Genomic DNA, 19529 nt, shown 5'->3' on the forward strand with positions numbered 1-19529 from the left:
GAACAGCCCCGCATACGGGGTTAAGGAGCCACCATGCACGCTTATCCCACCGTGACCCGCTTCAAGGCGAAGAGCCCTCCGATCAGAAGATCGCCGTTTTCGAGTATGGTTGTGATGCCGCCATAGGCGTTCCATTGTCGGCTGTCGTCCGGGAACGGCCAGCGTGCTTTGATTTCGCCCGTATCCCAGTCGAGACCCACGTATTCGTAGCGGCCGTTCGTTTTTGTTGCGGCGTAGACCATGTTAGTGGCCGCGGAGACGACCGGCACCATGACGTCCGAGTTGTCGACCTCCCCGTTGATCCAGGCCTTCTCGAACGACTTCGTTCGCGTGTTCCAGGTGAACTTCTGGGCGCCCATCGGGGCTGGGCGCGTCAGACCGGCGGTCATGGCGTTTTCGTAGATTGTGCCGGGGACGGGCTGCGGGTAGCGGCAGTTGAGCACCATGGTCCCGTAGCCGAGCACGTTAGGCGAAGGCTCGATGGTGACCTTCGAAATGTCGGTGCGAATCTGATCCGCTATGCGCCGCGACTTCGTGCCGGGCTTCTGCTGGAAGCCATCCGGAATCTTGTCGCGCCAGAAGGCGACGACGTGGGTGCCGTCGCGATCTCCGTCGGCAATGATCACGAGCTTGTCGGGGTCGTCACCGAAGCCCATTAGCGTCGGCGTCGTCCCGGAGCCACCGGATTGGGTCAAGGCGCCTGCCGCGACCGCCTCTTCGTGCGTCATAGTGTTGTACTCGGACTGCCATCCTCCGTCGGCTTCGTCGTAAGACAGCTTGGAGCCGGTCCACACGATCTTGAGCATGCGCCTGGAGGTGACGACATAGACACCGGTCTCATCGACGCAGATCCCGTTCTCCACCGCCTCTCCGGCAAACGGGATAATCCCTTTGGTGTTCAGGTCACGGTCAACCAGCAGCATGCCGCCTCGCGCTGCGGCGGCGATGTAGCCGTCGTACGTCATATTCAGAGCCGTGAACGACGTGATGCTCTGTTTCAGCTCCGCCGGAATATCCGCCGTAAAGTCCTTCACCTTCGCGACGCGCAGCGGTGCCTTCGGATCGTTGTCGTCTGTCGTCTTGACAATCTTGAGATCGTAAGCCGCGTAGTTGAAACCGTCCCTGTCGATCAGGTTGTAAACGCCGTAGGGGATCGTTTCGTAGCTGAATCCCAACCCGGCCATCGTTTTGGCCAAGGCGACAATCTTCGACTCGTCCTTGGCACGCGCTGCGGCGTCGGCTTCGGCCAGCACCGCGGCGATGGCCGCCGGCGTGCCCTTTGCGGCCACCGCTTCGAGACCCGGGACCGGAATAGACGACACCAACTGCAGTGAGGTGCCGGTCGCGTTGATCTTTTTGATCTCGGTATCGGTTGCGGCGATGATGATCGTCTCATTGCCCACCTTTTTCACCGTCGGATTGGAGACAAAGACGAGCGGAATCGTCTTCACGTCGGCAGCCGCCAACGGGCGCCCCCTGGCTGGGCCGGCATGCAGAACGGAATCGGTTGCGCCAGGATTAAAGTGGGATTGCGGGTAAACGCTATCGGCGAGCCAGGGATTGCGTTTCGGCATGTTTGGAAGTGCGCTTGCCGACGGTGCGATGCCGACACCGACAGTCGGTGCCTGTGCGCGTGCCGGGGCGCTCCTGACGATGCTCGTGAGGCCGAGAGCTACGAGTGTTGTTGCGCCGAGCAGGGTATCGCGTCGGGTGATTGCATCATGATTGATCATAACGTCCTCCGTTCGGTTGACCCAGCGATCGGGCTTGCCATCATGTCGCTTGCAAGCGCCGCCATCAAAATCGGGCGGATCAGTCAACTCCGTTTTCGCGAATAGGCTTATCCGAGTTCACTGACGGCCAACGGTACCGCTGCCACTGCTAACTTGCGCCTCTTCGAAATCCCCCGGCTTCCAACTGCCGTCGAACGCAGGTCCTTGTGGGCCGTAGATGCGGAAATACGCGAACCAGCCTTTGCCGGGCGTCGTCTGTATCCATCGCCCCTCCTGACCGGCGGGCGCTTGCGGGCCGAAGTACAGATCAACGGATTTCGCGTTGCCGGTTTCCTTCAGTTCGAACAGTGATCTTAGTGCGGCTTTCTTTTGTGCGGTTTGAACTTCGGAGCGGGTGGTTGCGTCGTAAATCGTGACTGACCAAAAAAGATTGCCGGGCACCGGAAGTGGCACCGTCAGCTTGTATGTCTTGCCGCCCTCTACAAAGGCACCGCTCGCGTCGCGATTACCAAGCCAGTAAAGCGAGCCTGCTCCAACCGTACGGCGGAACATCGCGGGCGAAGTCACAATCGCCTGCGCGAACCAGCGGTCACGTGCTTCTAGATCTACTCCGCTCTTGGTCTCGAACTGCGCGCTCCCCGGTACAAGTCCTGCCCATTCCCACTTGCGGTCTGGCCAAGCCAGCCGATCTGGACGGTCACTGTCGAACGCAGACACCAGCAACTGGTCGCGACCCGCTTTCGCAGCGTTTTCGAGGATCACCTTCATTCGGGCGTCCGGTGCGAACGGCTTTCCCTTTTCGATGCCGAGCGCGGCAAGCTCGCCGTACATCGGAAGAAAGATCGGCACCAGAGGTTCGGCATCGATCACTTCATGCAGCTTCTGCCAGTATTGGATGTTGTCCTCCCATCGGAGACAGGTGCCATCAACCGCCTTGTCGGTGACATCGACAATCCTGAGCGGCTTCGGATCGGCGGCGGTCGAGAGCGGGTAAATCTTCAAGCGTCGCAGACCGTCCGTCGCTGCTCTAACGTCGCCTCCTATCGGCAGAGATCGAAAAGCCGCTATGACCTTGAACGAGGTCGAGGTGCCGGTGAAATACCCGGCAGGCACCTGTCCTTTGTAGTCTGGCGGAACGATGAGATGTTTGCCGCCTTTGTCGCCCGCAGGGCCAGGCAACCCCATATCGAGTATCCAGCCCTGATGGTGATTGTCGGCCAATCCTATGAACGGGCCGGGCGGCACTTCGATGACGTAAGGCTCTTCCTTTACGTCGATGACGGCAAGACCGTAAGGTGTGTCGGAGTTGGGAGTGAACATCACATGATGCGGTTCAGTTACTTGTATTATCATGTCCTCATTGTCTTTTATGCCCACCTCTCGAATACCGTTGAAAATGCCCTCCGCTGAAACTGTGGGGTACCAGAAGCGGTAGGCTGTCATGGCGCGCTGGAAGTCCGCGTCGTCACGGGCGCGTTGCGCAGCGTTCTTGGTAGGGAAGCCATGTTCGAATGTGTAAGAAGCTCCGCCAGTTGATGGCGTCGCTTGTTGGGCATTTGCCGGTGGTTCGGATACCAGCGTTGATAAAGCCGCGAGTGCGGTGGCTGCGAGCAATGTATCGCGGCGCGTCAGAGTGGCTTGATTATTCATGCCATCCTCCTTGGTTCGCGAGGAGCGCGCGGACAGCGGCACAGATGACAGTCAATGCCGCGCGGCGCATAAGGCGAACGACCGGGCTGCAAAATTAGCTGGCGCTTGCGAGTGGGCTCAGAGTGATCTGGCTCATTCGCGCGCAAGCGACATCCGATAAAAAATCCACCCCCACTACGTACCGTTGATTTAGATCAATAGACTTCCGGTTAGGGTCATTTTCGACGCATTTGGCAGAGATTGAGGGCTGGTTGATGTCCGCTCCTGTCCGTAAGCGCCGTACCAGGAGCGGGCCAGGAGCGTTGCGTTTGGCCGGACTGCCGTGATTCAAACTCCCGAACTGGGGGCTCGATTCATGCGCTACGAACTCGCCGACCATGAACGGATCGCCATCAAGCCGATGCTGCCGAACAAGCCGCGTGGCCCTCGGGTCAACGACAGACGGGTCCTGAATGGCATCTTCTGGGTCCTCCGATCAGGAGCACCCTGGCGTGATCTGCCGACGGCGTTTGACCCATACACCACTTGCTACAACCGCTTCGTCAGGTGGCGGCGGGCCGGTGTTTGGGTCCGCATCATAGAAGCGCTTGCGACTGCCCATGATGCCGCTGTCCAGATGATCGACACCTCCATTGGTTCGCGTGCATCAGCATGGAGCCTGCATCACAAGGAATCAGCGCCAATCGATGGGACGGTCCCGCGGCGGCTTGACGAGCAAAATCCATGCGGTGGTCGATGGCAATGGTCTGCCGGTACGGCTGGCGCTGAGCCCCGGTGAGGCTCATGACGTTCGGCTCGCCGGAAAACTGCTGTCTCTTCTGAAATCCGGGTCAATGCTGCTTGCCGACCGTGGCTATGACGCGGATTGGATCAGGGAGCTTGCCATGAAGACGGGCGCGTGGGCCAACATCCCGCCGAAAAGCAATCGCAGCGATCCAATCTGCTTTAGCCCCTATCGTGCTCGCAACCAGGTCAAGCGGTTCTTCAACAAGATCAAACAATGCCGTCGGGTGGCGACGCGCTACGAGAGGCTCGCCGCGAACTACCTCGCATTTGTTCGCGTCAATCAGGCTATGGCTGCGCCTTAATAAGTCCGCGTCCTAGTCTTGCCGTTGGCGAGATCGACGATGCAGCCATTGGCTAGACGCACGCCGATAATTACGTCGTCCAATCGGTAGTTATTGTTGTTGCCTCTAAGGCGGTAGCCTGTGTCCTCTACGACACGTACAGCGAACCATTGATTAGGTGCAGTCTGGCCCCAGTATTTGCTGCGTCGCTTGATGCGCGCAACGAGTTGCTGGTCCATCATGTCAGTCTCCGTTTGGGTGAGAGCCGGACAGGCATGTCGGACGCCACGCCGCGGGATCGGCGATCCATCGGTTGATGTCGGATTCCCGCCAGCCTGCGCCGTTGACGCTGATCCTGAGTTGGGCCGGGAATGTGCCTTCGCCGATCTTGCGGTAGATGGTGGATCGGGACAGGCCGGTACGGGCAAGAACGGTTTTCAGGCGGACGATCCGGTCTGGTTCGCGCATGGCTGCGCTGCCTCCTGCTGACTGCTCCTGATCTACACAGAGCAAGCAGTTGCGCGCGCAACAGCGTTTTTCACGGCGTCGTACTGTGGCGTAGAGCCGGCGGAAAATAGGATGGATCAGATTCCGATGCCGCGGCCTCTACCAAGGTCGATGCCGTGGACGAAGGCGAGTTCGAGGCCGAGCCGGCGGCTTGACTCGAACGCGATGCCGAGCTCCCGCTTGCGATTGTCGAGGAGCGATTCCAGTTGCGGATCGCGTTCGAGGCTTCTTGCCATGTCGCCCATCGCCGCACGCGTGGCCCTGTAGCCGGAGAAATCGCCCGCCTGATACTGGCGCAGGCTGGCTTGGTCAAGCCTCTGCCAGTCCTCCACGAAGCGGTCGGCGCGGCGGCTAGGGGCGATGCGCAGTTCGGTCTCGAGCTGGAGCGCGCGGATGGCGCGGTTGACCCGACCGCCAGCCGCCTCGCGGGCAAGCTCCGGGTTCTTCTTGTAGGCGGCTTCAGCATCGTGTGAGCCGTGAGGCCGCACCTCCTCGAAGACCCGGCGGGCCTTTTGTAGTTCTTTCACTTGCTCGGGACTGGCCTCGCCGCCCATCTCCTGCGCCTCGAAGATCGCATCCACGGCGCCGGCATGACGCACGAGCGCGCGGGTACGCACGCGACGCAATTCCTTTTCTGCCTCTTCCGCCACCTTCCTGTCCGGCGCTTCGGTCTCGCGCCGCGCGGCTCCCGTACCGCTCCTGTCCCTTTCCGGCGTTTCCCGCTCTGGCCTCTGCCCACCATCCGGGTGGGGCATATCTGAAGGAGAGCGAAGGCCGTCGAACATGTTGCGTACCTTCTCGGGTACGACGCTGCGCACGATCTCGGCCACGCGCTCGCGGAAGGTGATTCCGCGCAGCTCGGCATAGCTCTGGACCGGATCGGCACGGTCGTAGTCCGAGGCCATGTCCTTGGACCGGTCGCGCGACAGGGTGCGGACAAGCCGGTCCCGACCCGTAAAGTCATCGCGGCCATAATGCAGGTCCACGCCGTCGCGGTGCCGTGACAAGGCGACATAGCTGCCATGGGCGTCCATGCCGGGCGTCGCCAGCACGTGGGCGCGGTCTACCGTCATGCCCTGCGCCTTGTGGATGGTCGCGGCATAGCCGTGGTCGATCTTGTTGTAGTCTTTCAGGTCGAACTTCACGGATCGGCCATCGTCTGTCTGCACGGATATCGATTGCCTGCCGACCTGTTCGATAGTTCCGAGCGTGCCGTTCTTCACGCCAAGACCACGCTCATTCTGCAGGAACATGACGCGATCCCCGCTGGCGAAATTTCTCGCGCCGCGTTCGACGGTCAGGCGGACGTCATCTCCTAGATCGCCGGCGGTCCGCATCCGCTCGCGGGCTGCCTCATTGAGTGCGCGGACTTCATCGTTGGTGTGGGTGAGGATGATCCGGCTCCTATCGGGCGACGCCTGCCGGTCGTGGTTCCAGCGCTCGATCAGATCGCCGCGCGCCTGCCCGCGGGTCTGGGCCTCATGCACCATGCCATGGGAGCGATAGACCTCAAGCGCATGACCGGTTTTGCCACTGGCGAGATCGCGCGTGGCGTCGCGCTGCCAGTCCTCTCGCTGACGGCGCACTTCGCCGATTTCCGCCCCGCCGTGACGCTCATGGATCGAGCGGAACGCCGCGCCGGCCTCGATGGCCTGCAGTTGTTGCGGATCGCCGACCAGCACGACCTTTGCGCCAGCCTCGGCAGCATGGGACAGCACGCGCTCCAACTGGCGCGTCCCGACCATACCCGCCTCGTCGATCACCAGCACATCGCGCGACGTGAGCAGGTCGCGGCCCTGTGCCCAGCCATGCTCCATGCTGGCGATGGTGCGTGACACAATGCCCGATCCGCTTTCGAGATTTTCCGCCGCAATGCCGGACAGCGCCACGCCCCGGACCTCATAGCCCACCGCTTCCCAGGCCTCCCGCGCCACGCCCAGCATCGCGCTCTTGCCGGTGCCGGCGTGGCCGACGACAACGCCGAGATCGCGCCCATCGGTGATATGCGCCAGCGCCTCGGCTTGTTCGCCGGAAAGGACAAGGCCGCGCGCTTCCGCGCGTGCCAAAACGGCCTCGCGGTCCGCGTCCCGCGTCGCATGGCATTCCCGTTCCGCCATGAGTTCGGCCGCGCGGTGCAGGCGCTGTTCGGCCTCAATCATCTCGCGGGTGGTGAAGCGATCCTCGCCGCGACCGTCGTTGCCGAGTTCGACCAGACCAGGTGCGCTACGCATCGCACTCATGACCTCGTTGAACTGGTCGATCCCGTCGCTGTGCCGGTGCGCGAATTTCGCAATGTCGCGGCGTGTGAAGGTCGATTGTTGCCGGGTGATAGCGCCCAACCCAATGGAGGGATCGGCGATGATCTGCGCGCCATTGCTGCGCGCGATCTCGCGGTGCATCTCGGCGCGATCGGCCTCGCTGCCTTCGCCCTCGATGCCGCGGTTCTCAATGCGTTTGGCGGGTGCGCCGATCTGGCTTTGCGGCTCCAGTGCGATACCCTGCGCTTCCAGACTGCGATGGTCGATCCGCGCGTCGATGTCGAGTTCGGCGAGACGCTCATTGGCGATCTCCGCCCAGCGTTCGCGCCAGCGCTCGACCATCTCCGTGCAGTTCCAATCCCGCACCTTTTGGCCAAAGCCGTTCTCGTCCACCGCGCGCATGGTGAGCATGACATGGGCGTGCGGTTTGGGCATGCCGTCCTCGGTCACGTCCCAATGCACGTTGAGATCGGCGATCATGCCCCGCTCGACGAATTCGGCCCGAGCGAAGTCGCGGGCAAGCTCGATCCCCTGAGCCTGTGTCATCTCGCGCGGGATGGCGAACTCCACCTCGCGGGCAAGCTGAGCGTCCTTGCGGATTTCGAAGGCCTCGACATCGTTCCAGAGCCGTTCGCGGTCGCTCCATGCCTCTGGCGCGTTCTCCGGCAGCATCACCTCGGAATGGACGACGCCGCGCTTGCCGGAAAAGTCGTGGCTGCGGTCCAAGCGCTCGTCGCGCAGCCGCGAGCCCGAACGGTAGGCGGCTGACGCCACCGCGCTTGAGCCGGATTTGCGGCCAATGACCTTGACGTGAAGATGATAGATCGCCATCGCGACCAGATCATCTACACGGCGAAGCGTACGTCGGCACGACGTATAAGCGCGCCCTCCCTCGAAAAAATCTCGGAAGGGACCAGCCCGTCCCGGCCAGTCCCGGTGATCCTACAGCATTACGCGGGATGTTGAACTATCATTTCTTCATCAACGCTCCGGGAGATGATGATGCGCAAGCCACGGGACTTCGATGCCGAACTAAAGGCGCTTGGGGACAAGGCGCGCGACCTCAAGAGCCGCAAGGTGCAGCAGCTTGGCGAACTGGTAATCGCCACCGGCGCCGATGCGTTAAGCGTCGCGGAGCTGGCGGGCGCACTGATCGTGCTGGCCGAGACAAAAGAAACCGGAAAGAGGGAGGCATGGGCCAAACGCGGGGCCGCTTTCTTTCAAGGAAGGTCGCGTCGACCTACTCCGGCACCTGACCGTGACGCTAGCGGCGCTCCGGCGCAACCGGGCGGCCCACGACCGTCGTCAGGCGGCAAGGGCGCGGGATGATATGCGCGCGTGGCAAGCCGAGCGTCGCAAGCGTACGCGGCACCTCATCGAACTGGGCGGCCTGGTCGTCAAGGCCGGTATCGTGGACCTGACTGGCGACGACCGGGCTACCTTTTTCGGCGCACTACTGTGGATGGCCGACAGGCTCAAAAGCGATCAGGGCGAACATGCGCGAGCGCTGTGGGCCGCAAAAGGGAAGCAGGCATTCGAGGCGGACACCGCAACACACGAGATAAGATCGTTAACGCACGACAATGGCGCGCAACCGCGCGCTTACCGCTTGATGTCTCGCCATCGGGCCTGATAGTCGCAAGCGAAACGCCATTTCTCGCTGTAGCTCAAATGGTGGGTTCGGGCCGTGCTCGTGCGGCGCCCTCCGCGACAAGAGCGCGCCCAGTTCCGCAAGCCCCGTCAACACGAAGTGGCAGTTCAACTTCTACGTCTTCTTTCGCGATCTACGCCACCCTGCAGAACGAACTCTGTTCACTGCCGGCAGCATCCTATACGAGATTTGGCGGCGCAGGATGCAGGCGGCTCAACGCTTCTTGCAGGAATGACTCGGGGCGCTGCGCTTGGCTTGTTCGAACGCCTGCCGCATCGCGACCGCCGTCTGATGGTTGAAGGGCTTCCGACCTCTCCGAGATCCAGCCTGAACGTCGGTCGCCTGAGCGCGGCGACAAGCGTGTCGACCGCATGGGTCTTGCCCGACCCCGGCGATCCATAGAGCAGGATTCCGTTTGGCAGTTGCCCCCTTAGTGCTTGGTACCTGTCAGGGTCTGCGCTCGGCTCTATGACATATTCGCGAAAGAAGGCTTCGAGAGCCGGACGACCAGGCAGCGCGAAGGCTTCGGGCGCGACCGGTTCCGCGAACTCGGAGACTCCGAACGCCTTCAGGAAGAAGGAGATGTCAGCGGGGGAAACCCAAGGATTCGCACCGCGCAGCGATCCGATAACCTTCCATGATTCGGAATGGATGATCCGATTGAAAGCATTTGCCAACCATGCGGGCCTTCGGCTCTGGCTGCTAACCAATCGCAAATCGTTCTGCCACACCTTCGCGCCCGGGAATGGAATTGGGAGATACAAACATGACCGGCTTGGCCGTTATGGAAAATGTGCGCCGCTACCGAGCTATAGCATCACTGTGCCGCCAGACAGCAGCATTCCGACCGGTTCAAAAGTTCTCGTTGCTGACTCAAGCGGAGGATTGGGAGCGACAAGCGGTGGCCGAGCTCGAAGGCTATTTCGATAACCACGTTCATTCGATTTCAAGGCTACCGTCGCAATGAAAGCGATTTTCGGCAGGGCGAACTAGGTCAACATTAGCCATAACGGCAGTCCAGGTACTTCTCCCTACTCACATGACCTTACGTCAAATTCACTATTCCGTTCGGGGCGCCCCCCTCGCCCCTTGACATCGGTTACGGCGCACAAGCCATTGGCTAGACGATGTGGAAATCACCTTGGCTCAGGCTCGCGACGTTCACATTCTTGAGGAGTACGCTGTCGTCGGGATCGATCGTGATCAAGGTGTCACTACCCGACGCGGTCGCGGAAGCCAGAGCCGACGCAGCATCGGCGAAGAGACCGTCGCGAAACTGCAACGCATCCTGACCCGGCGTGAAATCGGTCACGGTGTCCTGTCCCAACCCTGCGCGGAACACGAACGTGTCGTTTCCGGCTCCGCCGGACATCACGTCGTTGCCAGCACCGCCGGCAATGGTGTCGTTCCACGACGAGCCGGAGATCGCGTCATCGCCGGCTGTGCCGCGATACCAAGCGTTCGCATTGATGGTCTGCAAGTCCCACGAACTGCCGTTTGCAAACTCGAACTTCTCGATGCCCCAATTCGCGCTTTGAGAATAGAACTGCTCATCGATGGTGATCGTCTGACCATTTGAATTCGCGGTCGCAACCAGATTGACGCCAACACGGCTCAATGTCAGGTCGTCCGGATTGATGTCCGTGAAGCGAAGAACGTCGACATCGGCGGTTGAGCCGGACTCATCGTTGATATAGTCGTTTCCGTCGCCTCGCGCGTACACATAGGTGTCGCTTCCGGCACCACTGTTGAAGGTGTCATCACCGAGCCCACCCTGGAACGTATCGTTCCAGCCAGTACCGTTCAGCGTTTCGTTGCCGGCCGTGCCGCGGATCCACCCGGCGGAGTTGATTGCCGCCAGGCCCCAGGTCTCGCCATTTGCGAACTCGATCTTCTCGATGCCCCAGTTCGCGGAGGTCGAGTAATACTGCTCATCGATCGTGACTGTCTGACCATTCGAATTGACGGTCATGACTAGATTCACGCCAACGCGGCTGAACGTTAGATCCGAGGCGTTGAGGTCAGAGAAGTGGACGACGTCGACGTCGGTCGTTGAGCCCGACTCGTCGTTGATGTAATCGTTGCCATCTCCGAGGCGATAGATGTAGGTGTCGCTGCCCGGACCGCTGCTGAAATTGTCGTTGCCTAGGTCACCGAAGAAGATGTCGTTCCCGCTCGATCCGGTCAATTGATCGTTTCCGGCCGTCCCTCGGATCCAGGCATTGGCGATGATTGCCGCGAGGTCCCAGACCGTGCCGTCGGCGAACTCAACCCTTTCAATCCCCCAGTTCGCGGTTTGCGAATAAAACTGGTACTGAACCGTGATGGCCTGTCCCGTTCCATTGATGGCCATGATCAGGCTCGTACCGGAGCGGTTCAGCGTCAGATCCGAGGCGTTGAGATCGGTCAATCGGAGTACATCAATATCCACCGTCGAACCGGAGTCATCGTTGATGGTGTCGCTCCCGTCTCCGCGCCGGTAGATGTAGGTGTCGCTGCCGGCGGTGCCCTTGAGGGTATCGTTGCCGAGGCCGCCGACGAAGGTATCGTTGCCACTCGTTCCATTCAAGGTGTCGCCGGACGACGTGCCGCGGAACCAGGCATTGGCGGTGATCGCCGCGAAATCCCACGACGTGCCGTCCGCAAATTCAATGCGCTCGACGCCGCCACTTGCGTTGAACTCATCCTGAACCGTCACGGTCTGGCCGTTGGCATTGACCGTGGCGATCAGGTACGTACCTGAACGCGAGAAGCTGAGATCCGACGCTTTGAGGTCGGCGAAGCGAAGCACATCGACATCCGGCGTTGACCACGATCCATCGTAGATGGTGTCGTTGCCGTCGCCGAGCCGATAGAGGTAGGTGTCGCTGCCGGCGGCGCCATTCAGATAGTCGTTGCCCAGAAGACCGAAGAAGATTTCGTTGCCCCCGGTCCCGCGCAGCGTGTCATCGCCGGATGTGCCTCGGAACCAGGCATTGGCGGTGATCGCAGCGAAATCCCAGGCTGTGCCATCGGCAAATTCGATACGCTCGACACCGCCACCTGAGTTGAACTCATCCTGAACCGTCACGGTCTGGCCGTTGGCATTGACCGTGACAATCAGGTACGTGCCAGAATGTGTAAAGCTGAGATCCGACGCGTTCAGATCGGTGAAGCGAAGCACATCGATATCCGGCGTCGACCACGATCCGTCGTAGATGGTGTCGTTGCCGTCGCCGAGCCGATAGATGTACGTGTCGCTGCCGGCGATGCCGTTGAGATAGTCGTTACCAAATCCGCCGAGAAAGATTTCGTTGCCGGTGGTGCCACGCAATGTGTCATCGCCGTTGGTGCCGGGAACGAACGAGGCCGCCTCCAGAATCTGGTTGCGGTCCCAGCTCGCTCCGTTCGCGAACACGACCTGCTCAACGCCGCCAGTTCCGTTGAACTGGTCGACGATCTTGAGCACTTCGCTGGTTGCAACGACGGTGATCAACAGGTCACCGCCGCTGCGCCGGAAAGTCACGTCCGTGGACGTCAATCCAATCAGATTGACGACGTCGATCCCGCTATCGGTCGACGTTTCGTAAATCGTGTCGTTGCCCGACCCGGCGCGGTAGAGATAGGTGTCGCCGCCATTGCCGCCACGCAAATCGTCGTTGCCGGCGAGGCCATCGATGACGTCAGCTGCGTCCGTGCCTCTGACGGTCTCACCGAAGGCCGTGCCGGTGATCACCGCCGCCGCGACGATCGCCGCCTTGTCCCAGATGATGCCGTTCGCGAACTGGATGCGGCCGATCCCCCAATCGTCGGTTGCGGTCGTAAACTGCTGCTTGGCGGTGATCGTCTCGCCCGAGCTCCGAACCTTGATCACAAGGTCGTTGTCTCTGCGCATGAACGACAGGTCATCGACATTGAGATCGGTGAAGCGCAGAACGTCGATTTGATCCGGCGCATTGGCGCCTGTGTTGATCGTGTCGTTGCCATCGCCGCGCGAATAGATGATCGTGTCGTTGCCGGCGCTGGCGTTGATCATGTCGTCGCCACCGCCGGGCTGCAGGACATCGTCGCCCGGCGTGCCCACCACCGTGTCGTTGCCAGCCGATCCGAACGTCACGGCGTTATGGATGATCTGCGTCCGGTCCCACACGGTCCCGTCGGCGAAGGCGATCTGCTCCACGCCCGCGGATGACACCCCAAACTGGCCGCACACGGTCGTGGTGTGGCCGGTTGCAAGGATCCTGATGACGAGGTCCGTGCCGCTGCGCAGGACTTGGACATCGTCGATGTCGAGGCCGACAAGTTCGATCCTGTCGGTGCCTTCCTCGCTGCCCTCGACGATGACGTCGTCACCGATGCCCTGACCGATGCGATAGGTATCGCTGCCGCCATAGCCGCTCAACGTCTCGTTGCCGGCACCGGCGATGAAGATATCGGCGCCCTGGCCTCCGGTGAGCGCTTCGACGCCGACGCTGCCGACGATCAGATGATTGTCCAACCGACCCAAAATGTCCGCGCGGGTCCATGTCGTATTGTCGGCGAACTTGATCTCCTCAAGCCCGGCGCCGGGCGCGCTCGACAGTTGATCCTGGAGAACGATGGTCGCGCCGCTCGCGAGCAGCAGCACCACATCGGAATTGCCGAGCGACGAGCGCGCGACGACCACCTGCGACGGAGTGATCCCGGCACCGAGCACGAGCCGGTCGGTGTCGGCCGCCCCGCCAGTGTCGATGATGCGGTCGCGTCCATCGCCGCTGCTATAATGGTATTCGTCGGAGCCGCCGGCGCCAACGAGCCGGTCATTGCCCGCCCCGCCGATCAGGATATCCGCCCCCGAACCGCCGGACAGCACGTCGTCCCCGGCGGTGCCGGTGTAGACCTTGACCTCGTCGAGGATGTTGACTGCGATTGTCGTGGTCAGCGACAGCCCGTCATCGTCCGTGACCTTGATGGCGAGCTGATGCTGGGCACCCCGCTCGTAGTCGATGACAGCGCCGCTCTTGACGCGGATTTCGTTGCCGACGATCTCGAAGAAGTCGTCGTTACCGACAATGCTGAAGCTGTGCGCCCCGATATCGCCGCCATCGACCGCCGACAGCGTCGCAACCACCGTACCTGGGGTGGCATTTTCGCTCACCGATCCGCCCGTCACCGAGACCGCCGTGGGCGCCACGTTATCCAGCCGCCGGAATTCGAAATTGTCGGCCGTCAGGTCGCTCAGGAAAACGTTCTGCAACGTAATACTGTCGCCGCCTGCCAGCGCAATGACGACGTCCGAACCAACCTGGCTCGCCGCGGCGAGAACCGAGGTGTAGCTTGAAAACACCACGCGATCGAACCTGATCAGGTCGTGGTCCGTCCCACTCCCGGCCACGAAATCGGTGATCGTGTCGGAGCCCGAGCCGGCGCCGAAGACAAACACGTCGGCCTCGGTTCCGCCCGTCAGCACGTCGTTACCCGCACCGCCGATCAGCATGTCGGTTCCGAGACCGCCGCTCAGCACATCCGCGCCGTCGCCACCGTCGAGGAGGTCCGCCCCCATGCCGCCGGTCAGATTGTCATCGCCGCTTCCGCCGAGCAGGATGTCGTTGCCGGAGCGGCCATCGAGGGTATCGTTTCCGCCGCCACCGATGATAACGTTGTCGCCGGCGTCACCCGAGATCTGATCGGAGAACGCGGTGCCGGTGATGTTTTCGACCCGGGCCACCTCGGCGACATCGCGCCACGTCCCGCTCGACAGGTCGCCCTGGTCCCTGGTTCGGACCTCCGCGCCATTGGTCACGAGATCGACCCAGGCGGCAGCGCCAAACCCTGATAGATCCAGCGTATCCGTTCCGACGCCGCCATCCGCTGTTACGAGGTCGCCGGGCGCGCTGATGCTGATGATGAGCCGGTCGTCGCCGAGGCCACCATAGAGCAGGTCGCTGCCGCCGCGACCGTCCAGGGTGTCATTGCCAGCCTCGCCATAAACGTTTTGCGAAGTCGAAGCGCCAATCAGCGTGTCGTTGCCGTTGGTGCCGGCGATAAACGGGCTCATGCTCAAGGCGACGCTGAAGATCGTCTGGCGTCCCCACTGATCACCATTGGCGAACTTGATGGCTTCAAGCCCGCTGCCGGCGGCCTCGCTGAGGCCGTCGATGAACTGGCCGAGCACCGTGATGGTTTCGTTGGTCGACAGGATCTTGACGAGCAGATCGTTGCCCGAGCGGGTCAAAAGCACGTCGGAGGCGTCGATATCCCTGAACAGAAGGATGTCCGTTTCCTGCGACGCAAACACGTTCTTCGACTGCTCGCTGATGACGTCGTTGCCGTCGCCCCGCGAGTAGACGAACGTGTCACTTCCGCTGCCGACATAGTCTCCGGAATAGATCACGTCGTCGCCCTTGCCTGCCTCGACGGTGTCGTCAGACCCGCTGGAGAGTTGGATGACATCCTTGCCATCGGTACCCCTGAACCAGGCCTGCTGGCGGATTTGCTGCCGGTCCCAGACGGTCCCGTCGGCAAACTGGACCCGTTCCATGCCGACACCGGTGGCGGTGACGCCGTCGCGAAACTGGCCAACCAGCGTGATGACATCGCCAGTCGCAAGAACCTTCACCAGCACATCGTCTCCGGAGCGGGAGAATTCGAGATCCGCAACGCCGAGGTCGGTGAATTTCAACGTGTCGACCGACAACGGCCTGAACGCATTGGTGGTGCCATCGTCGATGACATCGCTGCCGTCGCCGCTCCTGTAGATAAAGGTAGTGTTGTTCTGCCCGCCCAACAGGACATCGTTGCCCTTGCCACCGTCAAAGGTGTTGGCGTCGACGCTTGAGTCGCTGAGGATATCGCGGCCATCGGTTCCGCGAATCCAGGCGGCTTCGCGGATCTGCTTTCGATCCCACTCCCCGTCGGCGAAACGGATAAACTCCAGTCCGGCACCGGCGATGTCGCTGTCGGCGCTTCGGCCTACGAAGTGGGAGGCGACCGTGATGATGTCGCCGGTCGCCTTGATGCGAACCAGAAGATCGGAGCCGGAGCGGGAGAGCTCGACATCCGACGAGGCGATATCGGTCAGAACCAGAACGTCGTTGGTGTCGGGCGCATTGACGTTGCTCGTTTCAAAGATGATGTCGTTGCCGTCGCCGACGGCATAAATGTAGGTGTCGTTGCCGGAGGCACCCGCCTGGGTGGCGTAGAGGACGTCGTCGCCGGTTCCGCCGACGAACGTGTTGTTGCCAAGGTTGCCGAAAATGTAGTCCTTGCCGCTGCCGCCGGACAGGTAATCGTCGCCGCTGCCGCCATCGATGAAGTCCATCCCGGGACCGCCATAGATCGCGTCGTTGCCGTTGCCGCCATCGATGACGTCGTTGCCGTAGCCGACATTCTCGTCCATGAAGTCGCCGAACAGGATGTCGTCGCCGCCACCTCCGCTCAGGACGTCCTGATCGCCACCAGCAACGAAGATGTCATTGCCGTCTCCGCCGTTGAGGAAGTTCTTGCCACCACCGTTGAAGGGATTCGGCTGATACTGGCCCGGAATGCCGATCATGCCACCTGGACCGCCATAGGCATACGCAGTCCAGATATCGTTAATCCCGGTTGCGTGCTGTCCGGCGATGTTGCCGCTGTGGCCGAACTCGTCGACGAACATCGACCACACCAAGCCCAGATACTGGATCGAGAAACTCGACACTTCGGGCTTCATGCCGAGATACTCGGCACCGGCGTTGTGCATGATCTGCAGCCGGTCGATGGAACTGCCATCAGCGAACTTGATGACGTCGATGCCATATCCGTAGTCACCGGCGCCGGTGAGCAGATCGGACACACCGGCGAAGAAGCTCTGAACCGTAATTATCTCGCCGGTCGATTTGATGGTCAGGAGCAGCGTCTTGCCCTGATAGGAATAGGAAACGTCATCCGACGTGACGTTCTGTAACCACAGCGTATCGACGTCGGTCGAGCTCGACATTGAATCAGTTATCTGGTCATTACCGTCTCCCTTGTTCCAGACATAGGTGTCGCTACCGGCCCAACCATCAAGAAAATCGTCGCCCTTGCCGCCCTCGATCGTGTCATTCAGGTTGGACGCGGTGATGCTGTCGGAACGATCGGTCCCGCGATACCAGGCGTTCTGCTGGATCTGCGCCCTGTTCCAGGACTCGCCATTGGCGAACTTGATCTCGTCGATACTGGGCGCGTACCTGTTCCAGTCGCTGTCGAACGGAAAGAAATTGGTGAAATCGATATACTCGCCCGTCGCCTTCACGGTTAGAACGAGATGCCAGCCAACCCGCGCAAGCTGGATGTCGTTCGAATTGAGGTCGGTCAGAACCAGCCTGTCATGCTCAGTGAGCGAGTTGAATGAATCCGTGACGACATCATACCCATCGCCCTTGCCGTAAAGGATCGTATCATTGCCGCCGCTGATCTGGATGGAATCGTCGCCGCGCCCGCCGTAGATGACATCGTCGGATGGCGAATCGTTGATCTGATTGTCGTGACCATCGCCCTGATACGTGCTGGCACCCTTGATCTGCTCTCGGCTCCACTCCGTGCCGTCGGCGAAGCGCAGAACTTCGATGCCCCACCCCGAAAAGAAGCCCTCGACAGTCATCGACTTGCCCGTCTCGGTCACCTTGATCAGGAGGTTGTCGCCGATGCGTACGAAGCTGAGGTCAGCAGAGTTGAGATCGGTTAGCACCAGCTTGTCGCTGTCTGCCGCAGACCCGTAGTCCTTGATCCACAAATTTCCGTCGTGTTTTGCGTAGACGTAAATGTCACTGCCGTCGCGACCGTCGAGGACGTCGCCACCTCCGCCTCCGATAAAGACGTCCTGGCCAGTAGCACCATTAATGCCTTCCGCCTCCAGCGTTCCAAACAGGGCAGTGCCGTCCACGATATGGGTCGCAATGCTCCGAATGGTGTCGTCAGTTATGTTCGCCAAGTATGGCGTCACCGCCGCTGCATACGCCCCCCGGTCGCCTTCAAATGCGAAGTAGACCATCCCGTTTAGGCCGCTGAGAGCCTTGGTGAGATACGAGGTCTCCTGGCCGGCATCAAAGGAGGAAAGACGCACAATGAGATCAACGACCATTCCGACGTTACCAGGTGTATCCGGCAACGGATCCCCTGGCGCATGAACGCCCATATCAAGAAGGCTATAGTAAAAGTAGGGGTTATCGAGCGCGGCGGACAAGTCGCTGGTACCACGCACATACGTGCTGGCAGCTACCTGCCCAAGGAAAAGAGTCTCGTAGACCTCGAACAGCGCTTGATACGCGCCCTCAAGTATGTCGCCTACGCGACCTGACGGCGGCGACGTCGTTGCCTCTTCTCCGAACTCCAGCCAACGATAACCTTCGCCGTAGAATTTCTCCAGGAAGGCCAAATGACGGGCATCGACGTATGGCCCGCGACTGCTTGAGTCAACATTATCCACTCCAGCCCAGCGCAGTAGTATCGCTTCGAATGCGACACGCATCTCGGCGCTGCTCATATTCGCCGCGCCGTCCGTAAGAGCAGTCCAATCTGAGAAAAACTCCCCATCGTTGGTTAGCTTATATGCGGTATTGTTGATCAACCCGGAGCCGGGAAGCTGTGGCAGATTAAGGACACCATCTGCCGGAACGAAGTCCGGCGTGTTGTCTGGTGCGGAGTCTTTTGGGTCTGTTTGAAAATAAACGGACTGCGCGGGACCTGTTGTCCCGTCGTCGCGGACAAACACAGCTTCATATCCGAGCCCATGCCCAGCGTTCGTGCCGGTGAGCTTATCTCGCTGCAGGGAAATCGACGTTATGCCGGCGCTCGATAGGGATTGCAGTTCGCCGGCATCCGACACTCCGTCCTGGTTCAGATCCCGCCACACTCGGAGCTTGCCAAAATCCGCATCCTGCGCGTCGATCTTTCCGTCCTGATTTGTATCCAGCTTCTCGAGGATCGCAAATCCGTCTTGGATTGTAGAGCCGAATAGCTCCAAGCCATTGTCGATCGTTCCATTGTCATTGGCATCGATCGCGAGTATGCCGTCGTTTGCAGAGACCCACCCTGTCCTTTCCGAAAAGCCGTCACCACCAAAATCGAAATGGACCGCAGAGCCGGCGAGGGTCGACAGCTGGATGCCGTCGCCATCGAGATCAAGCACAATCGGATCATGCAACGCACGGTGAAACGGGTTCGCTACAAAGCGATCCCAGCCAGACCCGATAGCGTTAAAGAAGTCCTTAAGGCTCTCTGGATCGAACAACTGTCCGGCAATGCCAAAAGCGAGCGCCGCAGGCACTATGCCGCCTGCAGCAAAGAAACAGCCGGCAATCAACACTTGCATGAACAGCTTCGCACAGGCGTCGGTAAGAGCCTTATGAGTATCGAAATTCGGATTTGCGTCGTAAGCGTTATAGAGGCGACCAATATTTAGTATCGAAAGACCGAAATCGAGGGCTAAGCCGGCTGCCGCAAAACGCGGCATGAACACTTCAATCTCCGCAGCAGTGGCGCCACCGGCGGCCCATGCACCAAATTCAGTAATAGCCCCCGTACCTGTCAATCCAGCATTGAGAAAGTTACCGAGAGCTACGGTGCTGCTGAGAATGTCCCCCTTATTGCCCAACTCAACAGCCTGCTTCAGGTTGTCAAATAGTTGGAAAGCGGTATTTTCGAAGTTTAGAAACACTGTAGAGCTGGGCATTTGCTGGGCCTG

Annotated in this window: 11 protein-coding genes; 4 read left to right on the forward strand and 7 right to left on the reverse strand. The window is 60.6% G+C overall.

From position 1 onward, the window contains the following. Positions 1-41: 41 nt before the first annotated feature. Together ACVIHF_RS30045 and ACVIHF_RS30050 are read right to left on the reverse strand one after the other, a co-directional pair. Positions 42-1733: a hypothetical protein gene (locus ACVIHF_RS30045; protein ID WP_456778961.1), complete on the reverse strand. Its 1692-nt coding sequence runs from the start codon at positions 1731-1733 to the stop codon at positions 42-44. Between the two features lie 117 nt (positions 1734-1850). Then, a complete protein-coding gene (locus ACVIHF_RS30050) occupies positions 1851-3383 on the reverse strand; it encodes a DUF1254 domain-containing protein (RefSeq protein WP_456778960.1) in 1533 nt (510 codons plus the stop codon). Between the two features lie 355 nt (positions 3384-3738). Here ACVIHF_RS30050 and ACVIHF_RS30055 point away from each other — a divergent pair. After that, a protein-coding gene (locus ACVIHF_RS30055; RefSeq protein ID WP_375166802.1) for an IS5 family transposase occupies positions 3739-4471 on the forward strand; the annotation gives its coding sequence in 2 pieces (ribosomal slippage) (positions 3739-4017 and positions 4019-4471; 732 coding nt in all). Here the strand turns inward: ACVIHF_RS30055 and ACVIHF_RS30060 are convergent. From ACVIHF_RS30060 to traA, 3 genes are all read right to left on the reverse strand, one after another. After that, positions 4468-4692 (reverse strand): hypothetical protein, encoded by a 225-nt coding sequence (locus ACVIHF_RS30060; RefSeq protein ID WP_456778959.1) that lies wholly within the window; start codon positions 4690-4692, stop codon positions 4468-4470. The genes ACVIHF_RS30055 and ACVIHF_RS30060 overlap by 4 nt on opposite strands. Before the next feature lies 1 nt (position 4693). Then, complete coding sequence (locus ACVIHF_RS30065; protein ID WP_310883506.1) at positions 4694-4918, reverse strand: helix-turn-helix transcriptional regulator; 225 nt, start codon at positions 4916-4918, stop codon at positions 4694-4696. A gap of 116 nt (positions 4919-5034) precedes the next feature. Continuing rightward, the gene (gene traA, locus ACVIHF_RS30070) at positions 5035-8046 is read right to left on the reverse strand and encodes a Ti-type conjugative transfer relaxase TraA (RefSeq protein WP_456792984.1); all 3012 of its coding nucleotides are present in this window, start codon (positions 8044-8046) and stop codon (positions 5035-5037) included. A gap of 171 nt (positions 8047-8217) precedes the next feature. On the opposite strand from traA, the gene ACVIHF_RS30075 reads away from it, so the two are divergent. After that, positions 8218-8544, forward strand: coding sequence for a conjugal transfer protein TraD (locus ACVIHF_RS30075; RefSeq protein ID WP_310883509.1), 327 nt, complete (start codon positions 8218-8220; stop codon positions 8542-8544). A 1-nt stretch (position 8545) separates the two neighbouring features. Next, positions 8546-8848 (forward strand): conjugal transfer protein TraD, encoded by a 303-nt coding sequence (locus tag ACVIHF_RS30080; RefSeq protein ID WP_456792985.1) that lies wholly within the window; start codon positions 8546-8548, stop codon positions 8846-8848. A gap of 179 nt (positions 8849-9027) precedes the next feature. Here the strand turns inward: ACVIHF_RS30080 and ACVIHF_RS30085 are convergent, their stop codons facing one another. Beyond that, positions 9028-9597, reverse strand: a complete 570-nt coding sequence (locus ACVIHF_RS30085; RefSeq protein WP_456778957.1) for an AAA family ATPase — start codon at positions 9595-9597, stop codon at positions 9028-9030. Between the two features lie 35 nt (positions 9598-9632). On the opposite strand from ACVIHF_RS30085, the gene ACVIHF_RS30090 reads away from it, so the two are divergent. Continuing rightward, a complete protein-coding gene (locus ACVIHF_RS30090) occupies positions 9633-9833 on the forward strand; it encodes a hypothetical protein (RefSeq protein ID WP_310883511.1) in 201 nt (66 codons plus the stop codon). 153 nt (positions 9834-9986) lie between these two features. Here the strand turns inward: ACVIHF_RS30090 and ACVIHF_RS30095 are convergent, their stop codons facing one another. Then, a complete protein-coding gene (locus tag ACVIHF_RS30095; RefSeq protein WP_456792986.1) occupies positions 9987-19517 on the reverse strand; it encodes a calcium-binding protein in 9531 nt (3176 codons plus the stop codon). Positions 19518-19529 lie beyond the last annotated feature (12 nt).

The sequence above is a fragment of the Bradyrhizobium sp. USDA 4506 genome, from assembly GCF_054058795.1.